Annotated in this window: 7 protein-coding genes; all 7 read right to left on the minus strand. The window is 71.3% G+C overall.

Going from position 1 to position 19,937, the window contains the following annotated elements; all coding sequences use genetic code 11:
• Window positions 1–20: 20 nt before the first annotated feature.
• Window positions 21–2,936: an amino acid adenylation domain-containing protein gene (locus AB5J53_RS06595; protein WP_369244671.1), complete on the minus strand. Its 2,916-nt coding sequence runs from the start codon at window positions 2,934–2,936 to the stop codon at window positions 21–23.
• On the minus strand, window positions 2,933–13,867 hold the full coding sequence (locus AB5J53_RS06600) for an amino acid adenylation domain-containing protein (RefSeq protein ID WP_369244672.1): 10,935 nt from the start codon (window positions 13,865–13,867) through the stop codon (window positions 2,933–2,935). Before AB5J53_RS06600 ends, AB5J53_RS06595 begins: the two co-directional genes overlap by 4 nt.
• Before the next feature lie 72 nt (window positions 13,868–13,939).
• Window positions 13,940–14,155, minus strand: a complete 216-nt coding sequence (locus tag AB5J53_RS06605) for an MbtH family protein (protein ID WP_369244673.1) — start codon at window positions 14,153–14,155, stop codon at window positions 13,940–13,942.
• A gap of 241 nt (window positions 14,156–14,396) precedes the next feature.
• Window positions 14,397–16,886 (minus strand): FtsX-like permease family protein, encoded by a 2,490-nt coding sequence (locus tag AB5J53_RS06610; RefSeq protein ID WP_369244674.1) that lies wholly within the window; start codon window positions 16,884–16,886, stop codon window positions 14,397–14,399.
• A complete protein-coding gene (locus AB5J53_RS06615) occupies window positions 16,886–17,656 on the minus strand; it encodes an ABC transporter ATP-binding protein (protein ID WP_369244675.1) in 771 nt (256 codons plus the stop codon). Before AB5J53_RS06615 ends, AB5J53_RS06610 begins: the two co-directional genes overlap by 1 nt.
• Window positions 17,649–18,989 (minus strand): MFS transporter, encoded by a 1,341-nt coding sequence (locus AB5J53_RS06620; protein ID WP_369244676.1) that lies wholly within the window; start codon window positions 18,987–18,989, stop codon window positions 17,649–17,651. Before AB5J53_RS06620 ends, AB5J53_RS06615 begins: the two co-directional genes overlap by 8 nt.
• A complete protein-coding gene (locus tag AB5J53_RS06625; RefSeq protein ID WP_369244677.1) occupies window positions 18,986–19,912 on the minus strand; it encodes an ornithine carbamoyltransferase in 927 nt (308 codons plus the stop codon). Before AB5J53_RS06625 ends, AB5J53_RS06620 begins: the two co-directional genes overlap by 4 nt.
• Window positions 19,913–19,937 lie beyond the last annotated feature (25 nt).

Consider the following 19,937-nt stretch of genomic DNA (forward strand, 5'->3'; position numbering starts at 1 on the left):
TGGCTGGCCGGTGCCTTGCGCTAGGCGGAGATGATCCTTCCGAGCGCGGCGGCGACGGCCCGGTGGAGCTCCTTGCCGTTGTCCGAATTCGTCATCACCACACAGCCGGTACCGGACCGCAGCCGCACCGAGGTGAGCGCGCGGAAGCCGGCGGTCTGTCCGCCGTGGCCGAACTCGGGCTCCCCCGGCGTGCCGTCGACCACCGTGCCCAGACCGTAGAAACTGCCGGGAAACGCCTCCGTGAGCATGACGCCCGCGAGCCGCGCGGACAACAGCTCGGACAGGCCTTGGTGGGCGCGGCGCAGCGCCCCGGCGAAGACGGCCAGGTCGGCGGGCGTGGACCACAGACCGCTGCCCGCCCGCACCGGACGCACCCGGTGGCCGCCGGACAGTTCACGTCCGTGCTGGTCGTGTCCGGCCGCGGCGTCCGGTGCGCCGGGTGCCCCGAAGCCGCTGTCCCGCATGCCCAGCGGCTCGAACACCAGCTCCTGGAGGGCCTTGTCGAAGTCCTGCCCTGTGATGTCGGTCAGGAGCTGTTCCACGACCGCCCACTGGGCGCCGTCCTTGCGGAACAGTGAGCCCGGCTCGTGCTCCGCCCGGATCTCGTCCAGGATGCGGGAGAGGTCCGGCATGGCCTCGTCGGGACGCCACCAGGTGGCCTGGGCGCCCGCGAGGCCCGAGGTGTTGGTCAGGCACTGGCGCAGCGTGACGGGCCGCCCGCCGGCCGCCCTGGGCAGCGCACGGCCGATGAGGAGGCCGTCCAGGTCCGCGTCGAGGTCGAGGACGCCGCGGTCGACGAGCCGCAGCGCCGCGTACGCCGTGAGGTGCTTGCTGATCGAGCCCGCCTGGAACCGGGTGCGCAGGGTCACCGGCGCGCCCGTGTCGGCGGAGCGGACTCCGTGGGCGTGGACGCCGACGGGTTCGCCGTCCCGCACGAGGGCGATGGCGGCGCCCGGGATCCGGTGCTCCGCCATGACCCGTTCGATATCGGCCGCGGAGAGGGGTTCGGTGGCGACTGTCGTCATCGTCGTCGTCTTTCCCGTGGGTGTGGTCGTTCCCGCTGGGTCGAGTGCCCTCGCGAGGTCCTCGATCGTGCCGTTGTCCAGGAGCATGCGCAGGGTGATGCCGAGGCCCGCGCGGCGGGCCGCCGCGAGGACATGGACGATCCGCATGGAATCGGCCCCGAGATCGGCCAGCCGGTCCCGGACGCCCACGTCCGGGACGCCCAGCACCTCGGTACAGACGTCCGCCAGGAGCTGTTCGGTCGGCGTGCGGGGCGCGACGTACGCCCGGTCGGCGATCAGCGCGGACCGGCCGGGGGCCGGGAGCGCCTTGCGGTCGATCTTTCCGGCCGCGCTGAGCGGCAGTTCGTCGAGGAGGACGAAGGCGGCGGGCACCATGTACGCGGGCAGTTCCGCCGCGAGCCCGCCGCGCAACGCCTCCTGGTCAGGGCCCGAAGCGCGGTCCACCGCGACGTACGCGGCGAGCCACTTCTCGCCGCCGGCGTCCTCACGGACCACGACGACGGCGTCCCGCACGCCCTCCCGGCTCAGCAACCGCTCCTCGATCTCGCCGAGTTCGATGCGATAGCCGCGGATCTTGACCTGGTGGTCCTCCCGGCCCAGGTACTCCAGTTCGCCGTCCGCGCGGTATCGGGCGAGGTCGCCGGTCCGGTACATGCGGGAGCCGGGCGCCCCGCCGAACGGCTCGGGCAGGAACCGATCGGCCGTGAGCGCGGGGCGCCCCACATAGCCCCGGGCCACACCGGCGCCGCCCAGATACAGTTCGCCCACCACACCTACCGGGACGGGCTGCAGCGCCGGATCGAGCACATAGGCCCGCATGTTGTGGATCGGCCGGCCGATCGGCACGGTGTCCACGTCGGGCTCGACCTCCCAGCCGGTGGCCCAGATGGTCGTCTCCGTCGGCCCGTACAGGTCGACGAGTCGGTCCACCTGCCCGTGCAACTCCCGGGCGAGGGGGAGCGGGCACGCTTCGCCGGTCGTGATCGCGGTGACCGGGCGGTGCTCGAACCCCGCCGCCCTGAGCAGCTTCCAGCCGGCCGGGGTGGCCTGGACATGGGTGACCTCGCGGCCGTCGATCAGCCCCAGCAAGGCCCCTGAATCACCCGTCTCCTCGTCACCGGCGAGCACGACCCGGCCTCCGGTGATCAGGGGCAGGTACAGCTCGGCGGCGGAGATGTCGAACGACAGCGAGGTGGCCGCCAGCCAGATGTGTTCGGGTCCGGCCCCGAATCGCTCCCGCATCGAGAACAGCAGGTTCAGCAGCGAGCGGTGCGCGATCTGCACGCCCTTGGGGCGGCCGGTGGATCCGGAGGTGAAGAGCGTGTACGCGAGACTGTGCTGCAGCCCGTCCGGCGCACCGAGGTCCGGCGCGGAGTCCGGCTGCCGCGCGATCGCCTCCCGCTCGCGTTCCACATCGAGGAGTACGCCGTCGTAGTCGTTCGGCGGATCGGCATGCGTGCGTACGCCGCCGTCGAGGGGTGCCCCGCCGAGGCCGGGGCCATCGAGGGGTACGTCCCCGGCGTCGCCGGCGATCCGCTGCGCCAGCTCCGTCTCCGTCACCACCAGCCGGGCGCCCGCCGCGCGCAGCATGTAGCCGAGCCGCTCGCGCGGCAGCGCCGGGTCCAGGGGCAGGTGGGAGCCGCCGGCCTTCCAGATGCCGAGCAGTACGGGCAGTAGACCGCGGCGGCGGCGCAGCAGCACGCCGACCACCGATTCGGGTCCGACGCCCGCCGCTCGCAGCCGGTGCGCGACACGGTTGGCCCGGCGGTCGAGTTCGCCGTACGTCAGTGTCCCGTCCGCCGCCTCGACGGCCACGTCGTCCGGGCGGGCGGCGGCGGTGTCCGCGAACACTTCGTGGACGCGGCGCGGTCCTTGTCGGGGTTGGCTCGTTCCCGGTCGGGGATTGCTCATTCCCACTCCACCTCGGTGTCGTTCCAGTCCTGGAGGATCTGCGTGCGCTCCGCCTCCGGGACGACCGTCGCCTGCGCGTCACCGTCCGGGCCGACGGCCATGGCCTCCAGCACGGCCCGGTACATTCCGGCGAGCCGTTCGGCGTTGGCCCGGCTCAGTCCGGTGCTGATCGCGCGCAGGACGAGCCGTCCCGGCACATTGGCGAGGGACAGCGTGAACTCGTTCGAGCTGTCGCCCGCTCCCGCCTGTACGTCGACCGTGCCGGTGTCGACCTGGTGGAAGTCCTGGTAGCGGAACATGACGTCGAACAACCGGCGGCCGCCCGCGAGCCGCTGCACGGCGGGCAGCGGATGGCGCCGGTGCCCGTACACCTCGGCCTCGCGGTCGAAGACCTGTCGGACGAGTTCGCCCCAGGTGCGGGCGCCCCGCCGATGGGCGAACGGCAGTGTGTTGAGGTACATGCCGTACACCCGCTCGACGCCTGGCACTTCGGGCCGCGCGCTGTACAACACGCCCGTGTGGAAGGCCTCTTCGTGCGTGAGGGTGCTCAGCACCTTCAGATGCGCGGCCAGCAGCACCGCTTTGAAGGAAGTCCCCGTCTCCGCGGCCAGCGCCCGCAGCGCGGGTTCGATGTCGCGGAACTCCACCGAGAGCTTGAAGTCCTCACGCGGCAGACCGAGCCCGGTGCCCCAGTCCGCCGGCAGGCTCCACGGAGCGTGTTGTTCGACGATCCGCCGCCAGTACGCGCGGTCCTTCTCGGAGTCCAGCGAGGCGAGTTCGGCCGCGATGAAGTCCGCATACCGCACAGGCGCTGGCTGCGGGGTCTCCGGCTCCTCCCCCACCGCATTGGCGTGGTACAGCCCCAGCACCTCCATCAGCAGGGACTGCTGGCTCCAGCCTTCGGTGATGGCGTGGCAGTGCGTGAACCCGAGGTGCCAGGCCTCGTCCGACTCGACGAGCGCGGAGATCCGCAGCAGCGGCGCCCGTTTCAGATCGAACAGCTCGCCGCGCTCCCGTGCGATGTGGGCCCGCCGCGCCTCCTCGAACTCCTCCGCGGAGCTGCCCCGCAGATCCCGTACGACGACTGAGGCGTCGGCCGTCGCGTGCACGAGCTGGAGCGGCACCTCGAAATCCTCCAGCTCGATGGAGGTACGCAGCATCTCGTGCCGCTCCACGACCGTGCGTGCCGCATGGGCCAGCGCGTCCTCGTCGAAGGGCCGTCCGTCCTTGATCCGGAACGTCGACGTGTTGTGGTACTTGTTCAGGCCGTCGTCGGCCAGCATCTCCAGCACCATGCCGAGCTGGACCTGCGAGAGGGGGTAGGCGTCGACGACGTCCTCGGGCAGGGAGTCCCGGACGCGTGCGGAGACCAGCGCGAAGGGTGCCACGGCCGTGGGCGCCGACCGGTCCACCTCGTCCGTGCCGCCGTCGGCGCCGAGCGCCGTCGCGAGTCCTGCCACGGTCCGGTGGCGGAACACATCACTGACCGCCGCCTCGAAGCCTTCGACGCGCAGGGCACCCACCAGGGCGATCGCCTTGATGGAGTGCCCGCCGAGATCGAAGAAGTTGTCCTCGACACCGACCTTGTCCAGACCCAGGACCTGACCCCAGATCGCGGCGATGCTCTCCTCGGTCTCCGAGCGGGGGGCGACGTACGTGTCCGTGGTGGTGGCCTCCGCGTCCGGCAGGGCACGCCGGTCCAGCTTGCCGTTCGCCGTCAGCGGGATCCTGTCCAGGGCGACGAACACGGAGGGGATCATGTATTCGGGGAGCGTGCCGTTCAGCCACTCCCCGAGGGCGTCCGGGTCACCGCCGACGATGTAGGCCACCAGGCGCTGGTCGTCGGTGACGGTCACGGCCGCGTCCGACACGCCCGGGTGAGTGGTCAACGCCGCCCGGATCTCGCCGAGTTCGATGCGATAGCCGCGCACCTTCACCTGATCGTCGATACGGCCGACGAACTCCACCGCACCGTCGGCACGCCACCGCACCAGGTCACCGGTGCGATACATCCGGGCTCCCGGCTCACCGTACGGGTCGGGCAGGAACCTCTCCGCCGTCCGTATCGGATCACCGACATAGCCGCGCGCCACGCCGGCGCCGCCGACGTACAACTCCCCTACGACACCGACCGGGACGAGCTGACGGCGTGCGTCCAGCACGCGCATCGTCATGTTCGGCAGCGAATGTCCGATCGGGACCACGCCCTCGTGAGCCTCCCGGACCGGGAAGACACAGGTGCCGACGGTCGCCTCGGTCGGGCCGTACTCGTTCAGGAGTCGTCCGGCGCCGAGCAGCCGGCGCCAGCGCTCGACAAGGGCTCCGGGAAGCGCCTCACCCGCCACCACGATCCGCGTGGTCAGCTCCCTGATCTGATCGTCGCCCAACTGGCCGCCGATCACCTCGAGATGACCCGGCGTCAGCTTCAAGAAGGAGAACGGGCCGGCCTCCACCAGCGCCTGACCCAGCTCGGTCAGCTCACCGTCGAACAGCCACACCCGCTGCCCGGCAGCCAGCGGCGCCCACACATTCGGCACCACCAGATCGAACGCCACCGACGAGAACACCGGAGCACCGCCCGAACCACAGGACGCCAACTCCTTTACAGCCCAGTCCACATGGTTCGCGAGACTGCGATGTGTGACCTGCACACCCTTCGGCCGACCCGTCGAACCCGACGTGAAGATCGTGTACGCCAGGGAGTCCAGGTCCACCGGCTCCAGCGGCCCCGCCGCTGCCGGGTGGTCCCCATCCGCTCGTACGACCTCCACGGTGAAGCGGTCCGCGTACTCGGCCGACGTCACCGCCACCGACACCCCGGCGTCCGCCAGCATGCCCCCGATGCGCTCCCTCGGCAGTACCGGGTCAAGAGGCACATAGCCGGCACCGGCCCGCCACACCGCCAGCAACGCCACCACCAGGTCCACCGAACGGTCCAGCAGCACCGCCACGGAGGATTCCGGACCCACGCCCGTGTCGCGCAAGCGTTGCGCCAGGCGATTCGCCCGGTCCTCCAGCTCGCCGAACGTCAGGCGAAGCCCCTTCGCCTCCACCGCCACCGCACCCGGCGACTCGGCCGCCCGCTCCGCGATCAGCTCCGGCACCGGCACCTCACGTACCGGTGTCGCTGTGTCATTCCACAACGAGAGCATCAACTCCCGCTCACCACTGGGCAGATACGTGGACTCCGCGCCCCCGTCCACGTCCTGGACCATGGCTTCCAGGACCGCCCGGTACATCGACGCCAGCCGGTCGACGGCAGCCGGGGTGAGGCGGCGGGGATCGGCCGTGAGGAGCAGACCGCTCGCGCGGGCCGCTATGGCGAGGCCGAACTCGGTCGCGCCCTCGCCCATGCCGGAGTCGGCGTCGACGATGTCGGACTCGGCCTGGGCGTCCTGGAGGTCGAGGTAGCTGAAGCGGACGTCCAACAAGCGGGATTCGTCGGCCAGTTCGCGCTGCATCACGGGCATCGGGAAGCGGCGGTGGGGCCAGAGGGCCGCTTCCTGGTCGTAGACCTGGCGGACTAGTTCGCGCCAAGTGCGGGCGCCGCGCCGGAAGGCGAACGGCACGGTGTTGAGGTACATGCCGTACACGCGTTCCGCGCCCAGGATCTCCGGGCGACCGCTGCAGACGAGGCCGGTGTGGAAGGCCTCCTCCGGGGTGAGCAGGCTCATCACCTTCAGATGAGCCGCGTGCAGCACGGCCTTCAGCGAGGTGCCGGTGTCGCTCGCGGCGGCGCGCAACGCCGGCGCGAGGTCGGCGAGCGGAACGCGGACGGTGTGCGCCGGGCGGGGCGTCTCGTCACCGCTCCATCCGGAGGGCAGTTCGAACTTGGCGTGGCCCTCGATGACACCACGCCAGTAGCCGCGGTCCTCGTCCGAATCCAGGGAGGCCCGCTCGGCCGCCACGAAGTCCGCGTACCGCACGGCGGGCGCCTCGGGCGCGGGCAGCGACTCGCCGGCCCGCACCCGTAGGTAGCCCTCCACGATCTCGCTGAGCAGCGAACGGTGGCTCCACCCCTCGGTGATGGGGTGGCAGACGCTGACCGACAGCCACCAGGCCTCGTCCGACTCCACGAGGGCCGAAATCCTCAGCAAGGGCGGGCGCTCCAGGTCGAAGGTGGCGGCGCGCTCCTCGACGACATGCTCGCGACGAGCGGCCGCCTGGCTCCGCTCGTCCTGCCCCCGCAGATCGTGCACGGTGACCGGAATCTCCGCGCTCGGGTGGATGAGCTGCAGCGGTACGGAGTAGCCCTCCAGCGCGAACGACGCCCGCAGCATCTCGTGACGCTTCACCAGCGCCCGCGCCGCCTGCTCCAGCGCATCGGTGTCGAAGGCCCGGCCGTCCCTGATCCGGAACGTGGTGGTGTTGTGGTACTTGTTCAGGCCGTCGTCGGCCAGCATCTCCACCAGCATGCCGAGCTGCACCTGGGCCAGCGGGAAGGCGTCGGCCAGCCCCTCGGGGAGCCTCGCCCTGTCCTCCTGCGAGATCAGGGCGAAGGGTGCCACGACGGAGGGATCCGCCTCGGGCGTACCGGCACTCGCGCCGAGCGCCGTCGCGAGTCCTGCCACGGTCCGGTGGCGGAACACATCGCCGACGGCTGCCTCGAAGCCTTCGGCGCGCAGGGCACCCACCAGGGCGATCGCCTTGATGGAGTGCCCGCCGAGATCGAAGAAGTTGTCCTCGACACCGACGTTGTCCAGACCCAGGACCTGACCCCAGACGGCGGCGATCTTCTCCTCTGTCTCGGTGCGGGGTGCGATGTACGAGTCCGTGGTGGTGGCTTCCGGGTCCGGCAGGGCGCGCCGGTCCAGCTTGCCGTTCGCGGTCAGCGGGATGCTGTCCAGCTCGATGAAGAGGGACGGCACCATGTAATCGGGCAGCATCGGCGCCAGCGCATCACGCAAGCCTTCGCCGCCACCTACGACGTAAGCCACCAGGCGCTGGTCGTCGGTGACGATCACGGCCGCGTCCGACACGCCCGGGTGAGTGGTCAACGCCGCCCGGATCTCGCCGAGTTCGATGCGATAGCCGCGCACCTTCACCTGATCGTCGATACGGCCGACGAACTCCACTGCACCGTCGGCACGCCACCGCACCAGGTCACCGGTGCGATACATCCGGGCTCCCGGCTCACCGTACGGGTCGGGCAGGAACCTCTCCGCCGTCCGTATCGGATCACCGACATAGCCGCGCGCCACGCCGGCGCCGCCGACATACAACTCCCCCAGGACCCCGACCGGGACGGGCAGTTGGCGCGCGTCCAGCACGCGCATGGTCATGTTCGGCAGCGGGCGCCCGATGGGCACGACACCCTCGTGGGCCTCCTCGATCGGGAAGACACAGGTGCCGACGGTCGCCTCGGTCGGGCCGTACTCATTCCACAGACGGCCATCGCCCAGGAGCCGGCGCCAGCGCTCGACAAGGGCTCCGGGGAGCGCCTCGCCCGCCACCACGATCCGCGTGGTCATCTCCCTGATCTGCTCGTCGCCCAACTGTCCTCCGATCACCTCGAGATGACCCGGCGTCAGCTTCAGGAAGGAGAACGGGCCGGCCTCCACCAGCGCCTGACCCAGCTCGGTCAGCTCACCGTCGAACAGCCACACCCGCTGCCCGGCAGCCAGCGGCGCCCACACATTCGGCACCACCAGATCGAACGCCACCGACGAGAACACCGGAGCACCGCCCGAACCACAGGACGCCAACTCCTTTACAGCCCAGTCCACATGGTTCGCGAGACTGCGATGTGTGACCTGCACACCCTTCGGCCGCCCCGTCGAACCCGACGTGAAGATCGTGTACGCCAGGGAGTCCAGGTCCACCGGCAGCGACAGCAGGTCCGCCTCCGGGTGATCCTCGTCCACCCGTACGACATCCACGGTGAAGCGGTCCGCATACTCGGCCGACGTCACCGCCACCGACACCCCGGCGTCCGCCAGCATGCCCGCGATGCGCTCCTTCGGCAGCACGGGGTCCAACGGCACGAATCCGGCACCGGCCCGCCACACCGCCAGCAACGCCACCACCAGATCCGCCGAGCGGTCCAGCAGCACGGCCACCGACGACTCGGCGCGTACACCTCGCGAACGCAGCACGCCCGCAAGGCGGTTGGCCCGGGCGTCCAGTTCACTGAAGGTCAGGCGGACGCCGCCCGCCTCGACCGCCACCGCACCCGGCGACTCGGCCGCCCGCTCCGCGATCAGCTCCGGCACCGACACCTCACGTACGGAGGCGGCCGTGTCGTTCCAGGAGGACAGCACCAACTCCCGTTCGCCGCCCGGCAGGACCGCCTGCTCGGCGTCGCCGTCCGCGTCCGCGGCCATGGATTCGAGGACCGAGCGGTACATGGAAGCGAGCCGGTCGACGCCCGCGCGGCCGATGACGTGCCGGTTGGCGGTGATCACCATGAAGCCGGCGCGGGTCGAGACGCCGAGCAGGAACTCGGTGGGGCTGTCGTCGATGGTCGCAGCGTAGTCGATCAGGTCCTGGTCGACCTGGCGGAAGTTCTGGTAGCTGAAGCGGACGTCCACGAGGCGTTCGCCGACGCCGAATTCGCGTTGCATGGCGCCGAGCGGGTAGCGGCGGTGCGGCCAGACCTCGATCTCCTGGTCGAAGACCTGGCGGACGAGTGCGCGCCAGGTGCGGGCGCCGCGCCGGAAGGCGAAGGGCAGGGGGTTGAGGTAGACGCCGTGGACGCGTTCGGCGCCGACGGCCTCCGGGCGGGCGTTGGTGACCAGGCCGGTGCGGAAGGTCTCCTCGGGGGTGAGCCGGCTCATCACCTTCAGGTGGGCGGCGTGCAGCACGCTCTTGATGGGGACCTGGGCCTCGCTCGCCAGGGCGCGCAGCCCGGCTTCGAGGTCGTGGTACGGGACCCAGGCGCGGTGCAGGCCACGGGGTGTGGTGAGCGGGTCGTCGCCCCATCCGGCGGGCGGTACGAACTTGGGGTGGTCCTCGACGATGCCGCGCCAGTAGTCGCGGTCCTCGCCGGAGTCGAGGGATTTCAGCTCGGCCGCCACGAAGTCCGCGTAGCGCACGGCTGCGGGTTCGGGCTCCTGGAGCGGCTGCCCGTCACGCAAGGCGCGGTAGGTGGTGACGAGTTCCATCAGGAGGGAGTGATGGCTCCAGCCCTCCAGGACCGCGTGGCACTCGGTGAGGGTGAGCCACCAGCTGCCGTCGTTGCGGGTGTGCGCGGTGAAGCGGATCAGCGGGGGCCGGGTCAGGTCGAAGAGTTCGGCGCGTTCCTCGGTCATGAAGGCGCGCAGGGACTGTTCGGCCGCTTCGGCGTCGAGGGCGGTCAAGTCTCGTGTACGGACGGGCGAGTCGACCTGCGACGGGTCGTGGACCAACTGCAGCGGCACCGAGTACCCGTCCAGCGCGAACGAGGTGCGCAGGATCTCGTGGCGGCCGATGACGACCTGCACGGCCTGCTGAAGTGCCTCGGCGACGAAGGGTTTTTCGTCGAGGATCCGGAAGCAGGTCGAGTTGTGGTAGTGGTTGCGGCCGTCGTCGGCGAGCATCTCCACGACCATGCCGAGCTGCACCTGGGCGAGCGGGTAGGCATCGACGACGCCCTCCGGCAGGCGCGCGCGGTCCTCGTCCGTGAGGAGGGCGAAGGGTGCGACGCCCGGTTCCGGGCGGGCGGGGGCCGGGCGTCCGGTGAGGAACTCGACGAGCTCGGCCGGTGTGCGGTGCGCGAAGACGTCGCGGACTGTCACGTCGTACTCGGCGTCGCGCAGCGCGGCCGCCAGGGCGACGGCGCGAAGCGAGTCGCCGCCCAGGTCGAAGAAGCTGTCCGTCACGCCGACCCGGCCGACGCCGAGGACCTCGCGCCAGACCTCGGTCATCCGCTCCTCGGCGGCCGTGCGCGGAGCCACTTGGGTCCGCCCGACGGTGAGCGCGCCCCGGTCCGGCGCGGGCAGAGCGGCCTGGTCGAGCTTGCCGTTGACGGTGAGCGGGATCTTGCCGAGGGCCAGGAAGGCGGTGGGGATCATGTAGGCGGGCAGCGTGCGGGCCAACAGGGCGCGCAGTTCGCTGGGGGCCACGACGGCCTCGCCCGCGAGGACGACGTAGGCGACGAGCCGCTTGTCTCCGGGGGTGTCCTCGCGAGCGACGACGACCGCGTCGCGCACCAGCGGGTGGGCCGTCAACGCGGCCTTGATCTCCCCGAGTTCGATGCGGTGGCCGCGGATCTTGACCTGGTGGTCGATGCGGCCGAGGTAGTCGAGACCTCCGTCGAGGCGTCGGCGCGCGAGGTCGCCGCTGCGGTAGAGGCGGGAGCCGGGCGGGCCGTACGGGTCGGGTACGAACCGCTCGGCGGTGAGCCGTGGGCGGCCCAGATACATGCGGGCGACACCGGGGCCGCCGACATGGATCTCGCCGGGGACGCCGACGGGCACCAATTCGCCGTGCGTGCCGAGGAGTTGCACCTGGAGGTCGTGCAGCGGAACGCCCACGTCATTGCCGTGGTCGGCCTCGAGGTCGGCGTCGGTGACCGGATGGTAGGTGGTGTGTACGGTGGTCTCGGTGATGCCGTACATGTTGACCAGCGCCGTCCGGTCGAGTCCTCGGCGTGCGACCCACGGGCGCAGGGCCGGCATGTCGAGGCGTTCGCCGCCGAACGTGACGACGCGCAGGGCGAGTTCGTCGATCAGCGGGTGACCGTCGGCGGCGAGGGCGACCAGGCCTCGGAACCCGGACGGGGTCTGGTTCAGGACGGTCACGCGCTCGGTGGCGAGCAGGCGCAGGAAGTCCTCCGGGGACCGGGCGGTGTCCGGGGGTACGACGACCAGGCGGCCTCCGTACAGCAGGGCGCCCCAGAGCTCCCACACCGACATGTCGAAGGCGTAGGAGTGGAAGAGTGTCCACGCGTCGTGCTCGTCGAAGCCGTAGTGCTCCTCGGTGACGGTGAACAGGCGCAGCACATTGGCGTGGGTGAGGCCGACGCCCTTGGGGCGGCCGGTGGAACCCGAGGTGTAGATGGTGTAGATCAGGTCGTCGGGGCGGACGCCGGAGGCGGGGGCGGTGGTGGGCGCGGCGGCCAGAGCGGCGATGTCTCGCTCTCCGTCCAGGTTCACCAGGCGGCCGTCGTGGGCAGCGGCGAGGTGCTCGGCGTGGGCGTCCGAGGTGACGACGATCCGGGCGCCGGCGTCCTTGAGGGTGTAGGCCAGGCGCTCCGCCGGATGTTCGGGGTCCAGCGGGAGGTAGGCCGCGCCGGACTTGAGGACGCCGATCAGGGTGGGGACGAGGTCGATGCCCCGGTCCAGACTGACGGCGACCAACTCTCCCGGTCCTGCGCCGAGTTCGCGCAGATGGTGGGCGAGCCGGTTGGCGCGGGCGTCGAGTTCGGCGTAGCTGAGCCGCTGTCCGCCGAAGACGACCGCCGTCGCGTCCGGGGCGGCGGCGGCCCGCTCCTCGAAGAGTTCGTGGACGCAGCGGTCCGGTGCCGGGAAAAGGCGCGGCACGGGCGCGAGGACGGCCAGGTCGGTGTCGTCCAGCAGATCGAGCAGCGACAGGGCGCGATCCGGGTCGGTGGCGGCGGACTCCAGCAGGCGCACGTAGTGGCGGGCGAGCCGCTCGGCCGTGGCGCGGTCGTAGAGCGCGGTGCTGTATTCCAGCGTGCCGTGCACGGAGCCGTCCGCCCGCTCGCCCAGCTGGAGGGTGAGGTCGAAGCGGGAGACGCGGGAGGTGGCGCGCAGCGGTTCGGCGGTCACTCCTGGGAGCCGGAACGCCGCGGTGCGCTCTTGGTGCAGGGTGAAGGCGACCTGGCACAGCGGGGTGCGGGACATGTCGCGTTCGGGCTGGAGCTCGTCGACCAGCCGGGCGAAGGGATACTCCTGGTGGTCGAAGGCGTCCAGGACCGTGGCGCGGGCACTGTCGAGCAGGGTGCGGAACGAGGGGTCGCCCTGCCAGCGGCCGCGTAGCACCAGGGTGTTGATGGCGTAGCCGACGAGCTGTTCCAGTTCGGGGCGGCCGCGCCCGGACACGACGGTGCCGACGGGGATGTCGGTGCGTCCGGTGTACCGGGCCAGCAGCGCCTGGTAGCCGGTGAGCAGGGTCGTGAACAGGGTGGCGCCGTGCGCGGAGCCGAGGGCGCGCAGCCGTTCGGTGAGCTCGGCGGGGAGGGTGACGGGCACGGCGTCGCCCGCCCAGCTGCGGGTAGCCGGGCGGGGCCGGTCGGCCGGCACCTCCAGGGGCGTGATGCCCTCCAACTGTTCGCGCCAGTAGGCGAGATGGGGGTCGAGGGTGCCGTCGGCGAGGCGGGAGCGCTGCCAGGCCGCATAGTCGGCGTACTGGAAGTCGATCGGGGGGAGCGGATCGGACCTGCCTGCCGCGAACTCCTCGTACAGAGCGGCGAGTTCGCCGAGCAGCAGGCCGACGGACCATTCGTCACAGGCCACGTGGTGCAGCACCACGGCCAGGATGTGGTCGTCGTCCGCGAGGCGGATCAGCCGGGCGCGCAGCGGCCGGCCCCGCTCCAGGTCGAAGGGGCGGCCGGGTTCGGCCTCGGCCAGACTCAGTGCCTGCCGCTCCCGCTCCGCCGCGTCGGCCAGCTCCGTCAGATCGTCCACCGGGAGGTCGAACGTACCGGGCGGGTCGATGAGTTGGACCGGCTGCGCGCCGTCGAGACGGTAGCGGGTGCGCAGGATCTCGTGCCGGGAGTGCAGCGCCTCGAAGCCGCGGCGCAGCACGCCCGCGTCGAGCGGTCCCCGCAGCCGCAGGACGACCGGGACGCTGTACTCCCAGCTGTCCGGGTCGAGGCGACTGAGGAACCACATCTGCTGCTGGCCGTGGGAGAGGGCCAGCGGGCCGTCCCGGTCCGCCCGCCGCAGTGCGGCGCGCCGCCCCCTGCGGGCACCGGCGAGCCGGGCGCGCACCAGTTCCTCGCGCTGATCCCCGGCTTCCTGGCCCGTACGAACTCCGCCCGTGCTCATGCTGAGCGCTCCTCCCCCACCGTGTGCTTCTCGGTTTCCGGCCGTAGTGCTGTGTGCGTGCGCGTGCGCTTGTTACGCGGTGGCCTGCTCCATACGGCGGCGCAGGCTCGCCGGGCGCAGGTCCGTCCAGACCTCCTCGATGCGGTCCAGGCACTCCTGCCGGGTCCCCTCGGTGCCTTCCGCGTGCCAGCCCGCGGGCAGGTCCCGGTCCGCGGCCCAGAGGGAGTACTGCTCCTCGTCGTTGAGCACCACCCGGTACACGCGGTCGTCGGTCTGCTCGTCAGCCATGTCGGCTCTCCCTCTCGGAGGTCTGTTCGGACAGCGGACCGGGATACGAACCCGGATCCGCCGTCAGCTTCCGGTGGGGGCCTATACCGGGCCTCTACGCGAACTGTCGGACGCGTCCAAGGCGTGTAGGGGCACAAAGAAGCGCGCGACCCGGTCCCCACGGGGGGAGGGACCAGGCCGCGCGCGGTCTTTCGGCAGGGCGTTCGCGTTTACGCGCGGGCACCCGACCAGTTGGACGATGTCATTCGCGGGCGCCGACCAGTTGGACGATCCGGGAGCGCAGCGCCGCCGATACCGGGAGCACCGTGCCGATGACGGCGAGCACCGTGGAGACGGCGGCGATGCCGACGACCACGAGCCAGGGCGCCACGATCGGGGTCGTACCGAAGAGCTGGAGCAGTGCCGCCCACAGGGCCGCGATGTTCACCGCGGACGCGAGCAGGGCGAGGACGATGCCGATGCCGGCCACCAGCAGCGATTCGGCGACGAAGAACCGTACGACCTGCTTGGGGGTGGCCCCCGCCAGACGGAGCACGGCCAGGTCGCGGCGCCGGTCGGAGGTCGCCATGAGCAGGGTGTTGAGGATCGCGATGAAGCAGAACAGCACGACGATCACGGCGGTGGAGCGCTGCCGCACTTCGATCAGGTGACGGGCGTACGCGCTCTCCGAGGCGACCAGCTCGTCGCGGGTCAGGAAGCGCGCCCCCGTGCCCTGGACGGCCTTCGCGATGGCCGCGGTGGCGGCTGCTTTGTCCGTACCGGGATCGAGGGTGATGTAGGCGCGGCGGGCGAGGCCGTCGCGGGCGTAGGCGGCGGACGGGGCGAAGCGTTCCGGAAGGTACGCGACGTCCTCGCCGCGCATGGCCTTGTAGACCGCCGCGACCTTCAGTGTGGCTTCCTCGCCGTCGCCGAGCAGGATCTTCTGCGTGGTGCCGGCGTCCCAGCCCCACAGGTCGGGGGCGGCGATGCTGTTGTCGTCGAGTTTGTCGAGGGAGCCCTGGGTGATGCTGAGGTCCATGGTCCGCTTGAGCGCGGAGGTGTCCACGACCATGCCGTCGTTCTCGTCGTAGCGGTCCTCGTCACGGGTGTAGACGGTGGTGAGGAGGGGCGCCGCGATCTGCACGCCGTCGATCTTCTGGACCCGGTCGACGACTTCGGGGCTGATGCCCGGGGTGCCGTCGGGGGCGAGCGCGTACTCGGAGGCGACCTGGTTGCGCAGTCCGTGGTCGCGGGCCGCGCCGAGCGAGTCGGTGGCGGCGAGCAGGGACAGGGCGAGGCCCACGGTGAGCAGGATGGGTGCCGCGGTGGCGGCGGTGCGCCTGCGTGAGGTGAGCACGCTCTCGCGGACGAGCATCGCGGTGGGCCCGGCGGAGTTGCGGAAGGGCCACATCAGCAGGCGGGCCAGCGGGCCGATGGCGAGAGGGGCGATGACGGCGGCGGCCAGCACCGGGACCAGCAGTTCGGTGACGTAGGTGTTGGGCGAGAGGATCGTGGCCGGTTTGCCGACCGCGATCCACGCGGCGAGTCCCACGCCGCCGCCGACGCCGAGGGCGCCGATCAGCAGGCGGCCCGGCGTCATACCGGAGTCGTCGACCGCGGCCTCGCGCAGTGCCTCGACGGGCCGTACCCGTCCGGCGCGGTGCGCGGCGGCGGCCGCTCCGCACAGCGCCACCAGCACACCGACGAGGAACGCGCCGGCCAGCGGGGCGGTCACCGTCCAGTGCAGTGAGGGCGTGACGCGGAACCAGGGCGGCGAGATGTCGAGGTCGATGAGCATGTCGGTGAGCAACTGCGCCCCGTACAGGCCGAGAGCCGTACCGAGCGCTGAGGCCAGGGTGCCCACGAGCAGGGCCTCGCCGCGGACCATGCGGCGGACCTGCTTGGGAGTGGCGCCGACGGTGCGCAGCAGGGCGACCTCGCGGCGTCGCTGGATGACGGCGAAGGCGAAGGTGGACGCCACGACGAAGACGGAGGTGGTGCCCGCGACGGACGCCATCACCGGGACCAGCGTGATGGTGTTGTCGAGGGTCTCCCGGTCCTCGGCCTCGCTGGCGTCGGCCTTGTGCCGGTCGTCGCCGGTGAGGACCTCGGCGCCCTTGCCGACGGCGCCGCGCACCTGGTCGATCGGGCCGAGCGCCACCAGGGCCTGGATGCGCGGGGAGATACGGGCGGCCTCGGCGTCGCCGAAGAACACCGCGTTCTCCCAGTCGACCGGGGCGACCGTGCCGGACACCGTGTACGTGGCGACTCCGGCGGCGGTCATCACGGTGACCTTCTCGCCGGTGTGCGCCTGGTCGGAGGGGACGACGATCTCCCGGTCCCCGGAGGGCTGTTGACCGCTCGTCAGCTTGTAGCCACCGAAGCGCGCGACCGCCCAGGGGTGGCCGACCTGGTTCTTCGGGCCGTCGTGGAGCTGGGCGTAGAAGGCCCGGTCGACGACGGTCTCTCCGGTGGCCGAGACCCGGTTCAGCAGGTCCTGCGACACACCCTCGGCCTCGGGCAGCGAGCGGACGCCGAGGTCGTGGTGGGCGGGGTCCCAGTCGGGGTCGGTCGGCAGCACCACGGCCGAGGCCTGGGCGAACCGCTCGGGCGGGCGGTCGGGCAGATCGAGCATCGTCATCAGCAGGACGCCCATCGCGGCGACCTGCGCGACTCCGAGCACGAGCGCCACGATGGTGCCGAGGAACGACACCCAGCGCGCCCGGAGGGTCTGCAAGGCGATGCCGAGCACTACGACACCGCCAGATCGGTCATGCGAGCGGCGACCGCCTCGGCTGTCGGCGTGGTCAGCTCGCCGACCAGCGCGCCGTCGGCGAGGAACACCACGCGGTCCGCGTACGCGGCGACGTTCGGGTCGTGCGTGACCATCACGATGGTGGTGGGCTCGTCGAGCTCGGGATCGTCGGCGCCCTGGCCGCCTGTCACCGGGCTGCCCACCAACTTCCGCAGCACTTCGAGCAGTTCGCGGCCGGTGGTGATGTCGAGCGCGCCGGTGGGCTCGTCGGCGAAGAGTACGGCGGGACGCGTGACGAGCGCGCGGGCCACCGCCACCCGCTGCTGCTGACCGCCGGAGAGCTGGCTCGGCCGCTTGCCGGCCTGGTCCTCGAGGCCGACCTGGGCGAGCGCCCGCAGCACGGTCTGCCGACCGGGCTTGCGGCCGGCCAGCCGCAGCGGCAGCCCGACGTTCTGTGCGGCGGTCAGGGAGGGCAGCAGGTTGAACGCCTGGAAGACGAATCCGGTGGACTCCCTGCGAAACTCGGTCAGTTGGGTCTCGTTCAGGCCGCCTATGTCGGTGCCGTCGATGAACACCCGCCCGGACGTGGGCCGGTCGAGTCCGGCGGCACACTGCAGCAGCGTGGACTTGCCGGATCCCGAGGGTCCCATCACGGCCGTGAAGCTGCCGCGGGGGAAGGACAGGTCGACCTCGCGCAGCGCGCTGACCGCGCCACTGCCCGAGCCATAGGTCTTGGTGAGCGACTCCAGCCGCACTGCGTCATCCATCGATTCTCCGTAGCGTCATGGTGGTGGGGGGACCGGCCGTCAGCTCCCGCTGAGGTCCGGACGCCTCGTCCTGGGCGCTCCGGTCTTCGAGCTCCGCCCCGGGGCGGGTGAACACGACGGTCGCCACCACGGCGAGCAGGGCCATCACTCCGGATGCGATGGCCAGTGTCCCGCGCGTACCGACACCTTCGAGGAGGTAGCCAGTGCCGAGCGCGCCGAGCGAACTCGCCCCGGAGACAAGGAGCATGACGACGCTGCCGACCCTCCCCTGCATGGCGTCCGGCGTGATGCGCACCTGATGGGACATACCGGAGACCGTAACAGCGGCTCCTATATGCGACGTTATGAAGAAGAGAATCCCAAGTGTCACAGGATGCAAGAGAAATACAGTTCCGGGCATGATCAGAGCCCAGGCGACATGCGCGTACATCATCACGCGCCGCATCGGCAGCCGCCTGCTCAACCACCCGCCGGTGAAGGCTCCCAGAAGTCCTCCGACACTGCCGGCCGCCATGATCAGGCCGACCGTGCTCGCGGGTCTGCCCTGCTCCCTGACCAGCACGGCGACGGTGAGGATGAGCCCCTGGAAGACCAGGTTGCTGCCCGCGATGATGAGCAACGCCGAGCGGAAGTAGGCGCGTTGCCACACCCAGCGCAGTCCGCTGGAGATCTCCTCCCGCATTCCCCGGGCGCTCTTGGTCTTGCCGGAACGCTTGTTGTGGGGGATCCGCAGCCGGGCGAGTGTCAGCAGGGACATCAAGTACAGCCCGGTGCTGGACAGGAACGGCACCCAGGCCGACAGGCCGAACAGCACACCGCTCGCCGGGTGCCCGACGAAGTTCACGGCCCGGGAGCGCGCCTCGTTCTGCGCCATCGCGGTGGACACCTGCTGGGGCGGTACGACCCCGCGCACGGCGGCCCGTTCGGACAGCTGGTAGAAGACGGTGAGGCTGCCCTGGACGAAGGCGACGATCGCAATGTGCCAGACGCGCACCTCGTCCCCGGCGAGCGAGACGGCGACCGACCCGATGGCCAGTGCCCGGCCCGCCACGCACACGAGCATCACCCGCCGTCTGTCCCAGCGGTCCACCAGCACACCGGCGGGCAACTGCATGACCAGCATGGGCAGCAGCGCGGCGAAGCCGACCAGGCCCGCGGCGCTCTTCGACCCGGTGTGCCAGAGCACCAGCAGGGTGAAGGCCATGGTGGAGGAGCGTTCCGCCATGACCGACAGCGCGGAACCGCCCCACAGCAGCCGGAAGCGCCCGTTGCTGCGCAGCGGTGGCAGCTTCTCCTCGCCGTCGTCCCGCGCCTCAAGTTCCGTACTGGTCATCGTCCGTCCGCCCAGCACCACTCCAGGACCGCCATCGCGCTGTGCAGCTTGTGCGTGGCCTGCGTGAAGGCGATGCTCGCCGGCCCGTCGAGGATCTCGGCGGTGACCTCCTCGCCGCGGTGGGCGGGCAGGTCGTGCAGGAAGACGGCCTTCGGGCTGGCCTCCCACAGCGCCCGGGTGACCTGGAACGGCGCGAAGACCTCGCGCCAGTCCTCGGTCGGCTTGCTGGTGCCGGTGGTCTGCCATCGCGTGGTGTAGACGGCGTCGAGGTCGGCGGGCAGCGCGGTCATGTCGTGCCGCTCGACCACCTTCGCCCCACTGCGGACCGCCTGCTCCGCCGCCCGGGCGAGAACCTCGGGCGCGACCCCGTAGCCGGGCGGCGTGCGCAGCTCCAGCTCGGTGCCGGGGAACCGGGTGAGGGCCAGCGCGAGAGCGGCGGCGCTGTTGTTGCCCTCGCCGACGTACAGCAGCCGCAGGCCGTCCACCCGCCCGAAGTGCCCTTGCAGTGTGGTCAGATCGGTGAGCGCCTGGGTCGGATGCTCCTCGGCGCTCATCGCGTTGACCACCGACATGTGCCCGGCGGCCGCCCAGGTCCGCAGCTCCGCGGTGGCGTCGGCGGTCCGGGCCACCAGCAGGTCCAGCATCCCGGCGAGCACCCGCCCGGTGTCCTCGCTGGTCTCACCGGTGTTGGTCTGCAGATCACCGGGCCCGAACGTCACTGTCTGCGCGCCCAGGCGCAGCGCGCCGGCCGTGAACGCGGTACGGGTCCGGGTCGACGTACGCCGGAAGTAGACCCCGACGACGGCGCCGTCCAGTGTCTTCGCCCGCGCTCCCGAGGCGAATTCGACGCCTCTCGCCACGATGCCGCGCAGCTCGCCGTCGGTCAGGTCGGTGATGGAGATGAGGTGTCGCGCGGATCCCATGGCGATGGGTTCCCTTCTTGTGGGC

The sequence above is a fragment of the Streptomyces sp. R41 genome, from assembly GCF_041053055.1.
GTDB lineage: Bacteria > Actinomycetota > Actinomycetes > Streptomycetales > Streptomycetaceae > Streptomyces.

Coding starts and splice junctions, on each gene's coding strand:
- AB5J53_RS06595 (WP_369244671.1), bottom strand. CDS start 2,936: ATGAGCAATCCCCGACCGGGAACGAGCCAACCCCGACAAGGACCGCGC.
- AB5J53_RS06600 (WP_369244672.1), bottom strand. CDS start 13,867: ATGAGCACGGGCGGAGTTCGTACGGGCCAGGAAGCCGGGGATCAGCGC.
- AB5J53_RS06605 (WP_369244673.1), bottom strand. CDS start 14,155: ATGGCTGACGAGCAGACCGACGACCGCGTGTACCGGGTGGTGCTCAAC.
- AB5J53_RS06615 (WP_369244675.1), bottom strand. CDS start 17,656: ATGGATGACGCAGTGCGGCTGGAGTCGCTCACCAAGACCTATGGCTCG.
- AB5J53_RS06620 (WP_369244676.1), bottom strand. CDS start 18,989: ATGACCAGTACGGAACTTGAGGCGCGGGACGACGGCGAGGAGAAGCTG.
- AB5J53_RS06625 (WP_369244677.1), bottom strand. CDS start 19,912: ATGGGATCCGCGCGACACCTCATCTCCATCACCGACCTGACCGACGGC.